The 18,815-nt window shown below is 62.0% G+C and carries 12 protein-coding genes, 1 tRNA gene and 1 pseudogene; 6 read left to right on the top strand and 8 right to left on the bottom strand.

Annotated features, from left to right (window positions below; genetic code table 11):
• Nucleotides 1–146 precede the first annotated feature (146 nt).
• The 5 genes and pseudogenes from dnaJ to JSV08_04645 all read left to right on the top strand — a co-directional run bounded on the left by dnaJ (nt 147) and on the right by JSV08_04645 (nt 7,023).
• Nucleotides 147–1,310: a molecular chaperone DnaJ gene (gene dnaJ, locus JSV08_04665; GenBank protein UCF81709.1), complete on the top strand. Its 1,164-nt coding sequence runs from the start codon at nt 147–149 to the stop codon at nt 1,308–1,310.
• Between the two features lie 282 nt (nt 1,311–1,592).
• Nucleotides 1,593–1,682: pseudogene (locus tag JSV08_04660) on the top strand (prepilin-type N-terminal cleavage/methylation domain-containing protein).
• A gap of 638 nt (nt 1,683–2,320) precedes the next feature.
• On the top strand, nt 2,321–3,979 hold the full coding sequence (locus JSV08_04655; GenBank protein UCF81708.1) for an O-antigen ligase family protein: 1,659 nt from the start codon (nt 2,321–2,323) through the stop codon (nt 3,977–3,979).
• Between the two features lie 48 nt (nt 3,980–4,027).
• Complete coding sequence (locus JSV08_04650) at nt 4,028–5,860, top strand: alpha/beta fold hydrolase (GenBank protein UCF81707.1); 1,833 nt, start codon at nt 4,028–4,030, stop codon at nt 5,858–5,860.
• Between the two features lie 734 nt (nt 5,861–6,594).
• Nucleotides 6,595–7,023, top strand: coding sequence for a hypothetical protein (locus JSV08_04645; GenBank protein ID UCF81706.1), 429 nt, complete (start codon nt 6,595–6,597; stop codon nt 7,021–7,023).
• A 10-nt stretch (nt 7,024–7,033) separates the two neighbouring features.
• Here the strand turns inward: JSV08_04645 and JSV08_04640 are convergent, their stop codons facing one another.
• From JSV08_04640 to JSV08_04630, 3 genes are all read right to left on the bottom strand, one after another.
• Nucleotides 7,034–8,062, bottom strand: coding sequence for a dipeptide epimerase (locus JSV08_04640; GenBank protein ID UCF81705.1), 1,029 nt, complete (start codon nt 8,060–8,062; stop codon nt 7,034–7,036).
• Nucleotides 8,063–8,148: 86 nt separating this feature from the next.
• Entirely contained in the window at nt 8,149–10,857 is a 2,709-nt protein-coding gene (locus JSV08_04635) for a hypothetical protein (GenBank protein ID UCF81704.1), read from the bottom strand.
• Nucleotides 10,858–10,861: 4 nt separating this feature from the next.
• Nucleotides 10,862–12,958, bottom strand: coding sequence for a tetratricopeptide repeat protein (locus JSV08_04630; GenBank protein UCF81703.1), 2,097 nt, complete (start codon nt 12,956–12,958; stop codon nt 10,862–10,864).
• A 123-nt stretch (nt 12,959–13,081) separates the two neighbouring features.
• Between JSV08_04630 and hflX the strand changes: the two genes are divergently transcribed.
• Entirely contained in the window at nt 13,082–14,368 is a 1,287-nt protein-coding gene (gene hflX / locus JSV08_04625; protein UCF81702.1) for a GTPase HflX, read from the top strand.
• Between the two features lie 4 nt (nt 14,369–14,372).
• On the opposite strand, the gene JSV08_04620 is transcribed toward hflX, so the two are convergent.
• From JSV08_04620 to JSV08_04600, 5 genes are all read right to left on the bottom strand, one after another.
• Nucleotides 14,373–14,446, bottom strand: a tRNA-Arg gene (locus tag JSV08_04620).
• 42 nt (nt 14,447–14,488) lie between these two features.
• Nucleotides 14,489–15,547 carry a site-specific integrase gene (locus tag JSV08_04615; GenBank protein UCF81701.1) on the bottom strand — a complete coding sequence of 353 codons (1,059 nt, stop codon included), beginning with the start codon at nt 15,545–15,547 and terminating at the stop codon, nt 14,489–14,491.
• Between the two features lie 5 nt (nt 15,548–15,552).
• Nucleotides 15,553–15,726, bottom strand: coding sequence for a hypothetical protein (locus JSV08_04610; GenBank protein ID UCF81700.1), 174 nt, complete (start codon nt 15,724–15,726; stop codon nt 15,553–15,555).
• 497 nt (nt 15,727–16,223) lie between these two features.
• Nucleotides 16,224–16,457, bottom strand: a complete 234-nt coding sequence (locus JSV08_04605; GenBank protein UCF81699.1) for a hypothetical protein — start codon at nt 16,455–16,457, stop codon at nt 16,224–16,226.
• Nucleotides 16,450–18,567: a hypothetical protein gene (locus tag JSV08_04600; GenBank protein ID UCF81698.1), complete on the bottom strand. Its 2,118-nt coding sequence runs from the start codon at nt 18,565–18,567 to the stop codon at nt 16,450–16,452. Before JSV08_04600 ends, JSV08_04605 begins: the two co-directional genes overlap by 8 nt.
• Nucleotides 18,568–18,815: the final 248 nt, after the last annotated feature.

Below are 18,815 nucleotides of genomic sequence, written 5' to 3'. Positions count from 1 at the left end.
CAGGATACTCTCGGCGAATCACCGCGTCAACGACGCGGTTTGGGGCGGACATCTGCATGCCCGAGATTTCCGCCATGCCCTTCCGTGGGCCCACGGGTAAGTGGCTCCGAACAAGTCCGGCGCTGGGCGTATGCTATAATTCGCACATGGCGGAAGACTACTACGAAATTCTGGGCGTTTCGCGGGACGCGTCGAAAGCCGAGATTAAGAAAGCCTACCGGCGGCTGGCCTTAAAGTACCACCCCGACCGCAACTCAGGCGACAGCGATGCCGAGGCACGCTTCAAGGAAGCTTCCGAGGCCTACAGCGTCTTGGGAGACGACAAGAAGCGCGCGCTCTACGACCGCTACGGCCATGCCGGTGTGCGCCCGGGCGCGGAAGCCGGTGGGGGCTTCGACGCGAGTATTTTCCGCGACTTTGAAGACATCTTCGGCGGCGGACTCGAGGATGTGTTTTCCGAGATGTTTGGATTCGGCGACCTCCTGGGCCGCAGGCGCCAGCGCGGGCGCGGCCGGAGCGAGCGCGGGGCCGACCTCCGTTACGACCTCGAGATTACGCTTGAGGAAGCCGCGGCAGGCGTCGAAAAAGAGCTTTCCCTTTCGAAGCGCACCACATGCCCCTCCTGTCGGGGCACGGGCGCCGCGGACCGGGACGGCGTCGTCTCCTGCTCGTCCTGCGACGGTCAGGGCAAGGTAGTGTACCAGCGAGGATTCTTCTCCATGGTGCAAACGTGTCCCAAGTGCCGGGGCGAAGGACGCGTGGTGCGCGAGGCGTGCCGCATTTGCGACGGCACGGGACAAACCGTGAAGGAGGAAACGGTGCGTGTAAGCCTGCCCGCGGGCGTCTCGGACGGCTGCCAGCTCCGCCTCCAGGGCAAGGGTGAGGCCGGCCGACACGGCGGTCCAAACGGCGACCTCTACGTCGTAGTCCATGAGCGCGAGCATCCCGTTTTCGAACGCCGCGGCGGCGACATCTGGTGCGAAGTGACCCTCTCCGCACCGCAGGCCGCCCTGGGCACCCTCGTTAAGGTTCCGACCCTCGAGGGCAAGGAAGGCGAGCTCACCGTTCCGCCCGGCACCCAGCCCGGCGAGACCTTCGAGTGGAAGAGGCGCGGCATTCCCTCCCTCGAAGGCTCCCGGGGTCCCGCAAGAAAGCGCGGCAGCCAGTACATCACGGTCAACGTGCACGTTCCGACCGACCTTTCCAAGGAGGAACGCGACCTCTACGAGCGCTTGGCCGAACTGCGCAAGGAAGAGGCGACTGTGGGCGGAAAGAGCCTTTTCAAGCGGGTGAAGGACCTGCTATGGTAATTCCGAAAAATCGGACTTGTTCCGACAACGTTGAGATTGGTTCCTTCCGAGGCTTGCGTCGGGACGAGAATGCCCAACCCTGCCTTTGGCGGAATCGGCACCCGACAAAAATTGTCGTTAAATTATGACAAAAATTGCCAAGCACCCTTCCCTTCAATGGAAAAACAGCCATTTTTCGGCTGAATTTCACAGGAAATTCTTCACTTCTGTTGGCACAGAGCTTGCATAATTCTATAATGAGATGCAACAACTCTCACTTTACGTAAAGGAGAATAACGAAACATGAGAACAAAAAAGAGCAAAGGTTTCACGCTTGTCGAGCTGCTCATCGTGGTGGCCATCATCGGCATCATTGCCGCGATAGCCATCCCGAATCTGCTCGATGCAATGAACCGCTCTCGCCACAAGGCGACGTCGGGCGACATCCGTACGCTCGGCACTGGCGTCGAGTCGTACAAAATCGACAACTTCGGCGTGTCGGTCGATGTGGGCGGCGGCCCGGAGGACGTTGGCACACCCTCCACCGGGCTCAATGCCTTCCTCGACGCCTTGGGCTACCTCGATAACCCGCCGGCCGTGGACGGCTGGGGAATGCCTATTCAGTATGGCAACCGAGGCGCTACCCCGAACCCGGCGATCTATGGGTTGGGTTCCGGCGGCTCGGACGGCCCTGCAGACAAAGGATTAGCGGCCCCGGCTGACTTGCTGACTGATCCCGTGACGGGCACTCACTTCGCCGATCGAACAAGCCGAAGGTGGGAATGCGACATCGCTTTTGCAGACGGTCAGTTCTTTTTCGGCGGCTGCAATTCAACCACTGCAACCGGGTCAAAGAGCAGTTGATCCGCGTGTCCTGCGACAGTTGACATAAAACGCGTTTAACGCGGGGGCTCGCAAAAGAGCCCCCGCGTTTTTTTGGTTTCTTGTAGCGCAAGCCCCACCCGCCAACCTGTCCTCGACTTGTCGGGATCGGCGGGCGGGTTCCAGTCCCGCCAAGAGGGGGAATGCGTGTGCACCATTCATTGATACCGCTTCTTACTGTCCTTGCCCTTCTTTGCGTAAGCGTTCTCTGGCCTCCCGGCGTCCACACGGGCGGCTGGGGGGCGGCTATGGCGCTCAGTTTGGGGGGAGGCCTCTACGCCGTGGCGCGGGGGAATGCCCTGCCGCGCGCCGTCTGGATCCTTGCCGCTTTTTTTTCTCTAAACGCCTGGGCGGCGGCGAGCTACCGCGCCCTGTCGCTCGAGCACGGCCTTCTTTTCCTCTCCTACGCGGCCACCGCCTGGCTTTCGTACCGCCTTCCACCGCAAGACCATAGCCGCTTTCGAACGGCGCTCCTGGTGCTCAGCGCTGCGGCGGCGCTTTACGGACTCTACCAGTGGGGCTTCGGGCTTGAGCGCAGCGCGGAGCTCGCGCGGGCGCGCATGGATGCCGTGCCGCCCGAAATCCTGGAACGGTTAGAATCGGGCCGTATCTTCGCGCGCTTTCCCCTTCCCACGGCCTACGCCGGATTTTTGGCGATGGCGCTTCCCATCGCCGTCGGCGCAACCCTGACCGGGCGCCGCCCCGCGTGGCGGGACGTCCTCCTCTGGGCGCTTTTGGCGCTCCTTGCCGCCAACCTCGCTCTCACGCTCTCCGCGGGGGCGATGCTCGCTCTGGCGCTGGCCGGGGCCGCGGCCGCAGCGGCCGGTCGCACGCGCCGCGTCACGGGGTGGCTTATTCTCGCCGCCCTCGCCCTCGCCCTCGCCTGGGGCGTGGCGGCGGCACGAATCGAGGAGCGGCGGAGCGCGTCGCCGGTGGCGCTCCGCCTCGCCAACTGGCAAGCCGCCATGGAGATGTGGAAAGAAAGCCCTTTTCTTGGGAAGGGCTTCGGAGGCTACGGCCTCGAGTATCCCCGCTTCCGCCGTCCCGGCATGAACGAGACCCTTTACGCGCACAATACCTACCTTCAGCACCTCACGGAAGGCGGCCTCGCGGGCGCGGCGCTTTTGGGATGGCTCTTGTGGGGGTGGTTTCGAAAAATATTTCGTTCTCGCGGGCCGTCCGCCCTCGCGGTCGAGGCGGCGTGCCTCGCGTTTCTTCTTCACAACGCGGTGGACTTCACGTTCTACGAGCCGGGCGTCGCCTACCCCTTTTTCATGCTCGCGGGCATGGCATGGCGCATGCGCGAAACCGCGGCCCCCGCCCCGCGCGGAGCTCCGTCCATGCCGCGCCTCGAGCACGCCGCATCGGCGGCGCTGCTCGGCGCGGCGCTTCTGGCGGCCCTTTTCGTCTATGGCGGAACGCGCCTCTACGAGGAGGCGGAGTTTGCGTACCGGGCCGGAGAGAGCAAGAAAGCCCTTCGGTACCTCGATCGGGGCGAACGCCTGTATCCCCTCAAGGCCGAAATCCCCGTCTACCGCGCCCAGATCCGCCTGCTCGGGCCTGCGCCGCACGCGTCTGCCGTGCAGCGGGCCCTGCGCGACGCCGACCGCGCCGTCGCGCTCAATCCCCGGACGCCGTTCTACTACGACGTGCGCGGTCGCGCCCACCTGCGTCTTGGAAACGGAAGAGACGCGCTTTCGGATTTCGAGACCGCGCACCGCCTCTATCCCATGAAGCCGGCCTACCGGGAGCAGTTGGAAAAGCTCCGCGACGGCATCGAAGAGTTGCGGGAACAAAGCAGCGAATAGGATGAAATTCTCCGGGGCTTCAGGCATAATAATTTCCGCCGTTTTGCCATGCCGTTCCTTCGCCCGTTTTTTCTGACGACGATTTTCGGGATTGCCGCGCTCGTCCCGGTATTTTCGGGATTTTCACAAGAGGCGCCGGCTTCCGAGGAAGCGAAGCCCCGACAGGCCGAAGGCAGGCCCGCCGAAGCGGATAAGCCCCGACTTGTCGAGGGCAAGCCTGACCTTGCCCTCGGGTGGGGCGCGTGGAAAATTTTCCTTGCCGACAAAGCGGCGGGTGAGGAGACGTTCTCCATGACGAAGACCCCGGACGGCTGGACGCACCGCTCGGAGGTGGCGCTCCCCATGGGCGGCAAGAGCGCTTCGCTTGAGGCTCTCCTTGAAACCGGCGACAGGGGCGAGCCGCTGCGCTACACGCTTGATGCGGTGAGCGGCGGGGCTGTGCAGCAGCGCATTGCGGTCGAGTTCGACGACAAGGAACTGCGGGCGCGCGTCGAGCTTGTCCCGGCACGCGCGTCGGGGGCGGCCGGTGAGCCCCCGCAGGAGCGCACCGAGCCCTACGACGAGCGTCCTTTCATACTCGATAATAACTTTTTCTCCCACTACTTCTATCTTGTGCACCAGTTCCACGCCGCGGACAGGGATCGCCTGCTTGCTTTCGTCTACGTCCCGCAGACGCTCTCGCTGGTCGAGGCCATCGTGGAGAAGGAAGGGATCGAAGCGGCGGAAATAAACGGCGTCTCCGTTCCCCTTCACAAGATTTTCGTGAACATCGCGGGAACGGTCGGCGTCAACGTCTACTACGACGCCAGGCGGGAGCCCGTGAAAATTACCGTTCCCTTGCAGCAGGCCGCGGCCGTGCGCTCCAACTACAAGCCCGTGCCCGTTCCGCTTCTCATGAAAGACAAAGAAGAAGCCGCCTCCGAGCCCGAGCGGGAGCCGCGTTTCCGCGAGGAGACCGCCTCCTTTTCGAACGGCAGCGTCACGCTCGCCGGAACGCTCACGCTGCCCTTGGAAGAGACGGGGAAGGACGGTGCGTCCGGGGGGCGGAAAAAGAAGCGCGGAAAGAAATATCCCGCCGCGGTCATTCTTTCGGGCTCCGGCGCCCAGGACCGCGACGGCAACACGCCCGGCAGCGGAGGCATCCAGTCGTCGTTCTATCGCCTTATGGCAGAGCGGCTGGCCGAGGCGGGTTTTGCGGCGCTCCGCTTCGACGACCGGGGCGTTGGCGGAAGCGGCAGCAGCCTCAGGGAAGCGTCGCTCATCGACCTGGTCGGCGACGCCCGCGCGGCGCTTCGCTCCCTGCGCTCGCGCAAGGACATCCACGAAAAAGACCTGACGCTCATCGGCCACAGCGAGGGCGGCATCCTGGCGCTCCTGCTTGCCGCGGAGAAGGTGCCCGGACTGAGCCGCCTCGTTCTTCTGGGAACGCCTTCCTCGTCGCTCAAGGATGTGCTGCGCGAGCAATTGGAGCTTGTCCCGGCGGGGGAGCTGCGCGGCGCCGCGCGCGAGGCGCAGGACGAGCTTTTCGCCCTCGTCGAAAATGGAGGCGATACGGGGGAGTTTCACGGCCAGTCGGTCAACTTGAAGTGGTTTCGAGAGCATTTTCAAACCGCGCCCGCCGAGACCGCGAAAAAGGTGAAGATTCCCGTGCTCATCCTCCATGCCGAGCACGACCGCCAGGTGTTGCGCCACCACGCGAACCGCCTCTACGAGGCCCTTGAGGAAGCCGGCGCGCCCGTCACGCTCCGGTTTCTCGACGGCCTCGACCACTTCTACCTTCCCTCCACGAGCGGCACCATCGCCGAGCTCGGCCGCACGCGGGAGCACGCGGACGAGCCGTTCGCCTCCGTCGTGAAGTGGCTCAGGGAGGGAGAGCTGTAAGGGCAACCCGCCGGGTTGCCCTAAGCGGGTGAGGCACCAACTCGCCCCTACCCTATCTTGACAATTCCCCCCCTCCGGCCTACACTTCAGGTATGAGCTCGCGCATCTCGTTCGCGGCCGGGGGTTTCGTTGCAGCGTTCCTGGTGGGAGTCCTCCTTGTCGCGTCCCTCGCCTGCGAGGGGGGGAGTCCGTCGTCAAGCACGGGGTCCGGTGCAACGGGGCCATGCAACGCTTTTCTGGGCGCTTACGTCATTGCTTCGCAAGATGGGATTGTAAGTACGGAGCTTGTTCAGCAAACAGGCACCGTTACAGGTGGGACAATACCTGAGACGACAACTTTACCTGCCACGCAAACGGGTTGGGCGAATTTAATCGTATTCGCTTACGAACTGGTGAATTCACCCGGCAACAATACGAATTGCTCACAGGTAAAGCTCATAGCCCCGAACAATGATGAGTACTTGCTTCTAAATTTCGGAACCATCTTCTCGCCGAATACCCTTATAGCAGAAGATGTGACGACTTTCTATAATGCGCACAGCGCCGGCGCCTACATCATTGAGGTGTCCACGGATACTGCCAAGTGCCCAGGAACAGCGACCACGCTCTCCAACGCCTGGCTCAACGTTGTGGATACCACGGCAGGCTCTTGTTGCGATTGCTACTCTTTAACGTTAACGTGCAGTCCTTTCCCCGCGCCTGAAAGCTGTTGCTGGGGCAAAGGTGACTGGGGCATGAGCGTCGTGCTGGACCCTGCCGGGGTGATAGACACGGACACCAACACGGCCGATATTTTGGTCTTGCTTTCCCCCGTTCCCTATGGTGGGGTCCCGGGAGATCTTTTCTACGTCTTTTCAGCCTCGCTTGATTGCAGCACGGGAGTTTTTTCAGGCACGGACGATGTCCTGTGCGCAAGCATTGACGGAACCATTAATTCTGCAGGTGGAAGTTCCGGAACACTAACCCTTGAAGATTGCTCCTCCAAGGCGCTGTGCACGAGCGGCTGGAATGACAATCCTCTTGGCGATGAAGTGTGTGACTGGGATACGGAATGTTTCCTCTGCGAGCCTTTGGGCACCCCACTGGGCACGTCGGACGACGCTTCCGCTTCCCCGCAGCTTCGTGAGAGCCCCGTCCTTCAGCGCCTCCGCATGGGGCGCTAGCCCTTCCGCCTCACCGCCGCGCCGAGACGCCAAGCCCCGCCACGCCGCCCAGAGGCATTGCTAGCACTCCCGGCCCCGCTTCCCTCACGCCCTCGAACGGGTCGTCCGCGAGGAGGAGATGGCCGTCCAGGTCGAGCCAGTCGGCGAGCGATGAGAGGTGAAACGCCGCCGTAATGGCGAGACTCGTTTCAATCATGCAGCCGAGCATTACCTTGAGGCCGCGTTTTTTCGCTTCCCGCGCCATCCGGCGCGCGGCGCTCAGGCCGCCGCACTTCATGAGCTTGATGTTGACGCCGTCGGCGACGCCTTCGAGCGCCGCCAGGTCCGAGGCGACGCGCGCGCTCTCGTCGGCCACGAGCGGGACGGCCACCCGATCTTTCACGTAGCGCCAGCCCTCGCGGCCTTCTTTTGGGTCTATGGGCTGCTCGACGAGCTCGAGGTCGAAGCGCGCGAGGCGCTCGATGCGTCGAGGGGCTTCCTCGGGTGACCACGCGGCGTTTGCGTCCACGCGCAGGGCGCCCTTGTGGCGGGCGCGGACCCTTTGCAGGTTCTCCTCGTCGTTCGGCGTGCCGACTTTGACCTTGAGGACGGGGTAGTCCTTGGCCTCGAGCACTTTTCGCTCCATGGCCTCTGGCGAGTCGATGCCTACGGTAAAGGACGTGGCTTTCGGCCGGGGGGGAGGAAGCCCCAGGCCCTCGAAGACCGGCTCGCCCGAGCGCTTGCCCCACAGGTCCCAGAGCGCCATGTCGACGGCGGCCTTCGCGGCGCCGTCGAATTCCGTCGCCTCCCGTAGCGGGCGCATGAACTCGGCCGGCGAGAATTCATCCTCCAGCTCGACGCCTCGCAGGCGCTCAAAGAACGCGAGCGCCGTTTCTTCCGTCTCGCCGCCGTAGTAGGAGGCGGGCGCGGCCTCGCCCAGGCCCACGTGCACGCCCGCCGGAATTTCGAGGAACGCGAAAGCGAACTCTTGCTCCGTGCTCCGCGAGATGCCGAACGGATGGCGGGTGCGGAGCCTCTCGGTGCGCGTGCGGTAATTCATGGCCGGCGACAAGCATGGGCCTCATCATGATTTGCGGAGGCCGCTCGGCGTACGGACGTACTCAAATTGTTTGCATGGCCGCCGCCTCAAGGCTCGTCCGGCTGCTGGCCGGGCTCGTCCGGCTGTTCCTGGGGCTCGCCCGCGGGAGGGTGAAGGCAGGAAACCTGCTCGACGACGACGCGGCGCATGTCCTCCCAATCGCCTTCCGGAAGCAACTGGTCCTCGAAGCGGCCGGCGAAGAATTTTTCGTTCTCCGGGCAGTACCAGGCCCACGAGAAGGCGAACATGTCTTTGCCTTCGCTCAGCGACCAGCGCAGGGGATGGTTCGTAATCGCCCCCTGCCCGTGGCCGAGCTCCTCGCCTACGTTCAACCTCCGCGCGATGTGTTCGAGCGTGACGAGCTCGTTCTCGCGAAACTCCTCCCACACGGTGATGGAGCGCAGACGGTCCTCGCTCTGAAGCTGGAACACGGCATGCATGGAGCGCATGAAGGGCTCGACCGTCACGGTGCGAAATTCGTAGCCGACGGACGTCACCTGCCAGGCCGTCTTTGGTTTAACCACGAGCGGCATTTCGAGAAAGACCACTTCGTCCGCATAGGGCACCCCCAGGCCCGGGATGGAAATTCGCACCGGCTCGGAGGAGGGAAACAGGCTTGGCCCCGGCGCCGGGTTGTTTTCCGTCCATGCCCGGGGGAGAAGGCGGGACAGCCGACCGCTCCCTTCCGAGAGCGCCGTCGCCTGCCGAAAGGCGGAAACCGTCTCGAGCAGCTTCTCGTCGCCCAGGTAGCCGGATAGAAACGTGCGGGGATTGTCAACGCCGTAGGTTTGGAGAAACCGGGCGGGAGTTGTTTGAAGACGAAAAGGGACAAAGAATCGCTCCGCCTCGGGTACCAGGCCGGACGGGGAAGCCAAAAGATACACCATCCTTTCGTCAAAGGCCCAAACCTGGAGCCGGGGAAAAACCGAGGCGTACGTTTTAAGGAGCGCGCCCAGAAGGTCGGGGCCGACATAGGCCGTGTCGATGCGGGTGGCCACAATTCCCTGCGGCGTCAGGCGGTCCTTGAGCGCCGCGAGGAATCGGAAAGAATGGTAAAGCTCGGTCTCGTTCCACGGCTCCACGGCTTTGTGCCAGACAATGTCGTAGGCTTCGACGTCGCTCCCATGGAGAGCGAAGCGGCCCGGCGCAACCCGGTAGCGAATCGCGGGATGGCGAACGCCCCATTGAAACGGCTCTGCGCTCTCGCGTCTCGCGTAGGGCAGGAAGCGTCTGGAGCGCGCGACGACATCCACGGTTTCCATGTTTATGTTCAGACCCAATCCTCTCATCTCGTAGCCCATACCCTCGCCCAAATGGAGCACCGCCTGAGCGTCCGGGCGGAGAAAGACAAGGAGGGCCGCGGCGAGTTGCCTGCCGCGCAGCGCCTGGGGACGCACGGCTTCAAACGCACCGTTCGAGACGAGCAGAAGCATGTGGTGCTTGGCATCGAAACCGACGGTGTACGCGTATTCGCCCCGGTCGTCCAGAGGCCGGGTTGGAAGGGGCGCTGTCTCGCGCCGCACGGCGACCGTGAGGGGCGTCGTGTCGCTCCGCACCACGGGAACCAGGTAGCGGGAAGGATCGTCGGGAAGCACCCTGAAGACCGCCACCGCAAGTAAAACGGCGGCGCTCCATCCAAGTACGACACGGTTCAGGGAAACGTCGGAGGGCCGGATTTCCCGCATCAGCCCGAGCAGCATGCCCGCGCTGAAAAGCACGAACATGTGCCTGGGATACGAAAGAAGTGCGACCAGCGCATATCCCCCCAGCGCGCCAAGGAGGATGCCGCCGAGGACGGCCGCGCCCGTCGTCCGCACGCGGGAAAGCCCCGCCCGAAGCCAAGCGATGGGGGCGGTCAGAACGACCGCCACGGCAAACGGCAGCACCCACACGAGCCACGGCGCCGCCTGCGCAATCCGCGGCGGCGCACCAAGCAGGGGTGAAAGAATTAGCCCCAAGAGCCCGACGCTCGCTCCAAACGCGGTGAGCGGCACTTTCTGCATTTCGGCAGGAACTCTTGCCGCCGCGACGGCCCAAAAGGCCACGGCCGCTCCCATGGGAAGCGCCGCCGCCCCCAGACCGTCCATCTGCATGGAAAATTGCCGATGCACCGCAAGGACGTAGGCCGCGCCAAGCGCCCACATGAGCGCTTCATCGAGGGGCCTGGCGGGAAGATGCGCCGCTTCCCCTCCTGCTATGGGCGGGGCCGCGCGCTCCCTGGAAGCGCCGACGGCCACCGCCCCCCCTGCCGCGCCCAGCACGGAGCATCCCACCAGCCAGGGCCACGCGGTATCGAAGCCCAGAAACTGCGCCGCGAGCGCGAAGGTCATTACCCCGCCCGCCCACGCGTGGTCCAGAAAGGGCGGCCTCTCCACGGCGCCTCGGAGCACCGCTCCCAGCAGCACCCACGACACGAAGGTGACAAGGAACGCGAGCGCCGCCGCGGCCGCAACATGGGATTCTCCAAGGGCGCGGTAAAGGGCGAGAGGCAGCGTCTCGTAGCGTGCGAGAAGAACCCAGGGAAGGAGCGCCCCGGCGCTCGCCGCCCACCACAGGACCACGGGCGGAAGGCGGCGGAGCGCCCCTCCGAGCCACCATCCGAGCGCGGCCGTCGCGGCGAGCACGGCGCTTATCCAAAGCGGAAGGGCGGTGTGCGCGTAGAGGAGGCTGAACCACGAGAACGCCCAGCCCGCGCTCAGGAGTCCCAGCAGAAAGCGAAGGTTGGGCAAAGACACGAATCGAAGCGGGGCAGCCATGGGCTCAGGAGTTTTTCTTTGAAAAGTGCGCGTCGAAGGTGTACCGGGCCTCCATATTGCGAGGCTCGAGCACGAGCGCGGCTTGAAGCATATCGCGGGCAAGCGAGCGTTTGTTCTTCTCCGCCGCCCAGACACCGGCCTTGACCAGGGCAGGCACAAACTCCGGGAAGCGCTCGGCGATGTCGATCATGTGCCGGAACGCTTCTTGGCTCTCTCGCGCGGCGTGAAGAAGAAGCGCCTTTTGGTAAAGCGGCTCGGGGCGGCGCGGGGCCATGGACATGGCTTCTTCAAAAGCCGCTTCCGCATCCTCCTTCTTGCCCTGCGCCCACAGCGCGCGCGCCCGCACAAGGTGCGCCCGCCAGAGGTCCGGGTCGTGCTTGAGGGCGTCGGCGGCGGCCTGAAGCGCCTGATCGTACTTCCCGTGGAACAAATAGGCTTCACCCGCCGCCAGGTAAGCGAAGCCCGCCCTGTAGAGCAGCGGGCTCTCAAGCAACAGGTTCAGGGCTTCGTCCAGGTACCCGTCGCGAGACAAGCACTCGGCCATGCGCATGTAGGGGAGCACTTGCCCGATATGGATTTGAGTCGCGCTGCGGTAGTAAATTTCGGCCTGCCCGCAGAAAAAGGAGTTGTAATAGAGATCGGCCATGGCGTTGTAGACGTCGGGCTCCGGATAAATTTGAACCAGCCCGCCCAAAAGTTCGAGGGCCTCGTCCGCCTGCCCCTGCTTTTCCCGCACCCGGCTCAGCTCGATGATGGAGGAAAGCTCCTCCGGCCACAGCCCGGAGGCAAGCTCGAGCCAATCGCCCGCCTCCTCGAGCCGTCCCGTCCGGTGGGCGCTCCGGCCCATGAGAAAGGCCCAGACGGATTCTTCTTCGCTTTCGGCGAGCGGGCGCAGAAGCGACTCGGCCAGCGCGTACCGCCTCGTTTCGAGAAGGTGCCTCGCGCGCACCGCGGTGCTTCCTTGGGAGAGCGCCGGGCCGAGCCGCGGATGCGCCGGCTTGATGCGGCGAAGCGGCGCGGCCGGAAATTTCAAGATTTCGTCGAGCACTCTTCCGGGCCCTTCCGGCCGGCGGCCGAAAAACGCAAGAAGCGTGGGCGCGACGTCGTAGACCCACGCCCCCTTGAGCTCCACCTTGCGAACATCGGGGCCCTTCAATAAAAAGAAACCGTCCGCCGAGTGCCATGCCTCCACGCTTCCCAGTTGCGCGTGCTCCGTGGACACATAGGGCCGTTCGAAACCGTGGCAGAAGCCGTAGGCGGAAACCACCGCGACGTTCCAGCTTGCGGTCGCATGCGAAAGCAATTTCTCCAAGCGCCCGTCCACGAATTGCAAAAATTTCAGCACGCCGTCGTAATAGAGCCTATGCTCCAAGTGCCCGATGTGGGGCATGCGCGGCGAGTCGTAATGCATAAAATGATGGGATACGGTATCGAGCCCGGGCAGAAAAACAAGCGCTCCGTCCCAGGACCCCTCGGCAAGGAGTCGCCCGGCCTCCTCGAAGACGGCCTCGGTCACCTGGAGGGCCTCCGCGGTCGCCGCCTCGCATTCCTCCGAGGGAAAGCGCTCGTAGCCGAACACGGCTGCGAGCGGCGGTTCATCGAGGTCCGGCATCAGGGGGAGGGAGTCCCAGTGAAAAAGTTTCTTGACGGCATAGCGCGCGGCTCCGGGATTTGCGGCCCTCGACGCGGCGCTCGCATCCTCGTAGCCCACGACGGCGAAGCGCACACCCCGCGGCAGGCGCTCCCAGAAATAGGGCACGCGTGAGGAAAGCGGTTCCTTCGGAAGCGGCGGCGGTTCGAGGAAATAATCGTGGGCGTCGTCGTAGACCCGGTGATTCTCGGGCTCGGCGCCCGTGAGCGCCGTCGCCCAAAGCATGCGCGCCGCGTAGGGTTTTTCGGCTTCAAGCCGGCCCGCGGCTCCATCCTTGAAGAAGGCGCCGAGCGTCGGAAGCGAGCCCTCTTGCACCAGTCGGCGAACAATTTTCCAGTCCGCGCCGTCGAGAGCCACCACAAGCAGCGGCCGAGCCTGCACCCCGCATCCGATTCCTCCCGAGGCCACCGCCAGCCCCGCGCAAAGAATCAAAAATCTTTTAATAAGCATAACGTATCGGTTTCCCGCAAAAGCACTTTACCTCCCGCGCACCCCAAAAGCAACCGAGGGCGCGCCGACGCGGCGGATGTGGGGCGGGGGCCATGTGCTACAATGGAACGAGAAAAGAAACGCATGGAAAGCATTCCCGCCGGGAGCGAAAGCGCCGCGCGCGCGATCCTCGTAAGCGTCGCGCTTAAAGGCGGCGCCGACTGGGAAGCGGAAGATTCGCTGGACGAGCTTGCGCGGCTCGCCGACACGCTCGGGAGCATCGTCGTGGACCGCGTGAGTCAGCAGCGCGGCCGCCCGGACCCCGCCACCTACCTCGGCCAAGGCAAGGCGCAGGAGCTTGGCGAGCACGTGCGCCGCGAGCAGGCCACGCAGGTGATTTTCGACTGCGAGCTTTCCCCGGCGCAGGAGCGCAACCTGACCCGCCTTCTGGGCGTCGAGGTCATGGACCGCACTCTTCTCATTTTGGAAATCTTCGCGCGTCGCGCACGCTCCCACGAGTCCAAGACGCAGGTGGAGCTTGCGCGGTCGGAATACTACCTCTCGCACGTTGCGGGCCGCTGGTCGCACCTGGAGCGCCAGCGGGGAAGTCTCTCGGCGCGCGCGGGGCCCGGCGAAACCCAGATTGAGGTCGACCGGCGCATCCTGCGCGACCGCATCCGGCGCCTGCGGCGCGACCTTGAGAAAATCGCCCGCGCCCGCGCCGTCCGCCGCGCGCCCCGCGAGGCGTTTTTCCAGATCGCCTTCGTCGGCTACACGAACGCCGGCAAGAGCACTCTCTTCAACGCCCTCACGAAGGCGCGCGTGTTCGTCGAGGACCGCCTCTTTGCGACGCTTGATTCGACGGTGCGCTCCATGCGCGGCCCCTTCGGCGAAACCATGCTCCTCACCGACACGGTGGGTTTTTTGAGAAAACTTCCGCCGCGCCTCGTCGCGTCGTTCCAGAGCACGCTCGAAGAACTAGCCCAGGCCGACCTTCTCCTCGAAGTGGTGGACGTCTCGCATCCGCGGTTCGCGGAACAGATGCAGACGACCGAAGGCATTTTGGCGGACTTGCGCCTGCACGAGCTGCCCCGCCTCCGCATCTTCAACAAGACCGACCGGGCCGAGGACGCCCATCTCGAGCGCGCCCGCAGGCTGTGCCCCGACGCCCTGTTCGTCTGCGCGCGCGAGGAAAAAAGCATCGCCGCCCTGCGCGAGGCGTTCCTTGGGCGAGTGGCCGCAAGCTACAAGGAGGACACGGTCGAGGTGAATCTCGTCCGCGAGCCCAAGGTGCGCGCCTCGATTCACGAGCTCGCGCACGTGCTCGACGAAAACATTCAAGATTCAAAGGCCGTCCTGAGGTTCCGCACGAGCCCTCGCCGCTACGCGCGCATCCGGGAGATTCTGGACGCGTCGGCCGGCGACGGATGAAGGGCGCGCCTGGAGGGAATTGAACCCCCAACCTGCGGTTTAGGAAACCGCTGCTCTATCCGATTGAGCTACAGGCGCAAGTGCCTATAAATAAAGAGCTTTTTAAAAATCCGCTCACAGTCACTTTACCAGTTTCAACCGTTTTTCAACCACTGCCCCGGACTTTTCGCTCTCTTCTTCGGCTATCAGCCCTATTGTCCCATGGAGATTTTGAGGCTGCAAGTTAGCGTAGATTTCCGTGGTCGTGACTGTGGTGTGGCCCATCAAGAGCCTTACTTCGTAGATTGGTGCACCCTTCCTTAGCAGCTTATTGGCAAAGGTGTGGCGGAGCGTGTACCAAGGCCGTGCCGATGGTAGCCCTGCCCTCTTATACGCCCTTTCCAGGGGCATCCTTAGGTATTCAACGTGCGGTGTGCCGTCCTCGTGCGAGAAGACCGGTTTATCAGCCCTCCTTGTCTTGGCGCGATTCACGAGAATGCTGAACGCTCTGGGGGTTAAGGGAATTACTCTGAACCGGTGAGTCTTCGAGATCGGCACGGTAAGCTGCTTGTTTTCTATGTCAAGGTGCCAAGGCGTGATGCGGAAAAGCTCGCCTCTCCGCAAGCCGGTGTCCAGGCACACCACAACCGCGTCGTAGAGGTCGGGAGAAACCCTGTGGCCGTTCCTACATGCCTTGAGCAGGTCGGCTTCTTCCTGGGAGCTAAGGTGGCGTTGAGGTTTCCGGTCTACAGGGAGTTTTTCGATGCTGTGCCTTCTTCCCGTCATTTGGTGTAGCATTTGATAGAGTGTGCCGATTTCTTTGTTAATAGTGGCGTTTGAAGGGCGCGTTATTGAGGCCTTGCGGTGCTTAATGTAATCAGCCGTTGTCCTACGGTTGAAAGCTTCCAGTGTGAGGTTCGGACCGAAGAAATCGAGCAGGTGCTTGATATGAAGGGCATGGTATCGGCAAGTTTCAGGGTGCCATCGAGGCTTCATTTGCTCCAGGAAACGCTTGGCGGCGCTGGCAAGCGGGATGCCTCGCTGGGTTACGTCAAACTCCCCGCTCTCGATTTCTCGCAGCATCTTGGCTGCTCGGCGCTCCGCCTCTGCCTTGTCATTCGTCTTGAGGGAGACGCTGAAGCGCCGTCCGTTGCGCTGAGTGCGATAGTGCCAAACTTTTCCGAATTTCCATAGTGGCATGGGGATCACCTCTCTTTTTTCTCTTTATCCACCCCGAGCTTGAGGAGCATGCGGCAGTAGGTTGTAAGATCAATCTCACGGGCGCGGGCCTTCTCTTCCAGCGCCTTCCTAAGGGTGCTACTCAAACGCAGAGTGATCTGCGCGTCCTTTGTTCGAATCTTCTTCTTTCGTCTTGCCATCTGCCCTGCATTGTAATGCATATTGAAGTATTTGTCAAGCGGGAAAATGAGATTTTCGTCTTCGCTTCCTTTTTTGCGCCTCCCTTATCGCCCACCTTTGCCTAGGAGTGAGGGCCCACCACGCAAGCATTTCCTCCCACGACCGCCTGCGATGTGGCGAGTGCGTTCCTGCCGGAGTCGGGTGCCTCCACAACGGTGGATCGGGCCACCGGCACAGCCCACCCCCGGGACGGTGGGGCCAGTTATACGCTTCACAACGGCAAATGACCGACCGGGCTCGCCGTGGAGGGCGAGGGGCTTTGGGGTCCCTTTTCTTCCAAACTCCCGCATGCATATTGCACAATTGCTCTGGATGCCCCCACATAGCCCAACCTCCACAAGGCTCCCCATCCTTTTTGATGCCCTTACATCTTCGTATCTGAAGCGCTCTCAATCTATACATATTATCCGGTAACACCTCCCCTTTATGGGCACGCTGTGCCCGTTAATTAGCTCTTTCATTGGAGAACTTCCTTGAAAAACACCGCTGGGTCAATGAGAATTTTTCTCCTATCTCTATACACTCCGCACACCCTTAAGTCGGGGCCGATATCAGCCTTGAGCATTCGAAGTCGCCAACGAAGGGAATCCTCCGACGGGCAGAGCCCAGGATACTCAACCACCAGTTGAGGAATCGTCCTCAGCCGCTTCAAAATAGCGATGGAGAGTACTTCAAGTCCGGCTTTAGGCATTCTTGCTCCCTTTGCCATTATTGCCACCGTCGTGTTCGTCGCGGAGCTTGCGTTCGGCTAATTGCTTCGCTTCATCTTCGCCCATGCCTTTTTCCAAATAATGCTTGACCAGTCCCTGAAAGGATGACCGCCACGGTTCGGGCCAGTTGTCGGGTTTAGGTGGGAGGGGGGTAGGTATACCTTCTGCAATCGGTGCAATCGTGCAATCGCTCACCGAATCTCCCTCTGTAGTAGCGTTTGCATCGCCCTCTGCAATCGGTGTGCAATCGCCCATGCAATCGCGCAACGCCTCAACGGGAGGCAACACGGGCTGGTCGTCTGGCAAGTGGGCTCCAATGACTAGCCGCGCAGGTCGCCTTGGTTTCATCTCGCGATTTTCTAGATAGCCCCCGAAAAGAGCCTTCTTTACGCGCCGCCATGTCGTGGACTCGTCTCGGCCTAGTTGATGTGCAACTTGCTTAACCGTAACCTCGTCGGCCCCCGCTTCTAGGAGTTCCTTCACAGCTTCGACCGTTTCTCGGACAACCGTTGAAACGGAGCTTCCCTGTCCTTGGGAAATCAAATCAACTACTAGCTCGCGTACTGCGGCAAAGTCATTGAGGGTTGCCTCAACGCGTCCTTCCTTATCACGCTTCCTGCTTTCATGGTGCAGGATGGCGTGGGCTTTTATGAGACCCAAGATAGCCCCGCCGTCTCGGCGCATCCGTGTAGCCGCCGGGGAAATCCTTTGTGCCAACGCCTTCCAAAAGGGAACGGTTACGCGATGCTCAACCACCTCAAGCCACTTCTGAAGGGCGTGCCACGGAGCGAAATCAACCATGCCATTCCTGTCTTCGTTAAGTTCCATAAGAATGCGGTAGGTTTGTTCCGGGGTATCCGTAATCTCTACCGAGAAAAGGCGTGTCTCTAACTCCCCATCGAGGCGGATTGCGGTCGTCGTGGTGATGAGTCCGGTTGGCCCCTCTCGTTCGATAAGACGTGCCTTGAGCCCTCCTTTTGATTTGTCTACGAATTCATACCGCACATGACCTTCGCTTAAAAGGGTCCTCACAAAATAGCTTGTCCAGTCCTGCCCAAGTCCAACGGCTTCATAAAGCACTAGCATCCGGTGCGAAAGGGGTTCCTTGGAAAACGCCAGTGTCTTATCGCTCATGGAGCTTAAGACGTAGGAAGCGCTTTGGGGGAAGAAACTCAAGACCTTCTGCACCAAAAAGGATTTCCCACCACCGGAAGGTCCTTTGACGACCACAGAGACGGGTCTTTCTAAAAAGCGGCTTGTACAGGCAAGGTAGAGAAGCTTGGCCGCACGGGTTTCTCCTACAAGACCCGCCTGCGTCACCGCTTCGGCGAATCGCTCAAGGATATTCGGTTCCCGTGCCAGCGCTTCACACTTTTGCCATGCTTCTTTCCTGCGTGCCTTGATTTCCGCCTTTTCTAACTCCGTCCAGGGCTTCGCCGCGTCCACGGCCTTCTGCCACGCTTCCAGAAAGCCTTTGGGATTAGCAACGTGTAGCTCTGACGGGTCTTTTGTTCCTTCGAGGGTGATGAGCTTTACCTTGTCGCGGATCGAGGATTTGGCGAGCCATTTCCGCACGGCTTCGCCGCCGCTGTCCGGCTCAAGCACCACATAGATGACGGGAATACCCTTAAGGTATTCGGCCCATGGTTCCTGCCACGTATTCGACCCCGGAATGCCAAGGGCTGGAATGCCGTAGAACCATAGCGTCTGTGCATCCGACTCGCCCTCCACCAAAACTACGCTCCCGTTTTCACGCGCTTGTTTCAGCCGCCACAGCCCATAGAGGCAGGGTTTGTCGCCCCTTCGCCACCGAAAGCGGTTATCGCCATCGCTGGACTTGACAAGGGATAGCCGGAAGCGGACAGCTACAGCCCTGCAGCTGGCGTCAAGGTAGGGAATGCGAAGCGCCTTCTGGTCGCAATAGTTAGGGATGGTGCTCAACTCTATCCGGCGCAGAAAATCAACGGGTAGGTGCTTGGCTTCGGCGTATTCCTCAAGCGTTAAACCGCCTTGCGATTGCCTCTCGTTTGCACTGCGTTTGCACCCGCCTTGCAATCGCTTCTTTACTCTGTAAGCGGGTTGCGATTGCACGTTTGCAGTGTTTTCAGGGGGGGCACTACCCCCTCCCCCATTCTCTCCCTGCCTTGAGAGTATGGTGTATCCACAGTCTGGTCGCCAACACTGTCCGAAGCGGTCATCCTTCATGACGGAGAAGGTTTTTTTGCCGCACTTGGGGCATTCTACATTCGGGCCTCCCGGCCGGGCCGTGATGTTGTATTGTCGCTCCAACATTTCACTAACGGGCATAACGCCTCCAAAAATAAGACCGCTGAGAGGGC

Source organism: Acidobacteriota bacterium (genome assembly GCA_020349885.1).
In the GTDB taxonomy this organism is placed as follows: domain Bacteria; phylum Acidobacteriota.
This window is presented reverse-complemented; position numbering and strand designations above follow the sequence as displayed.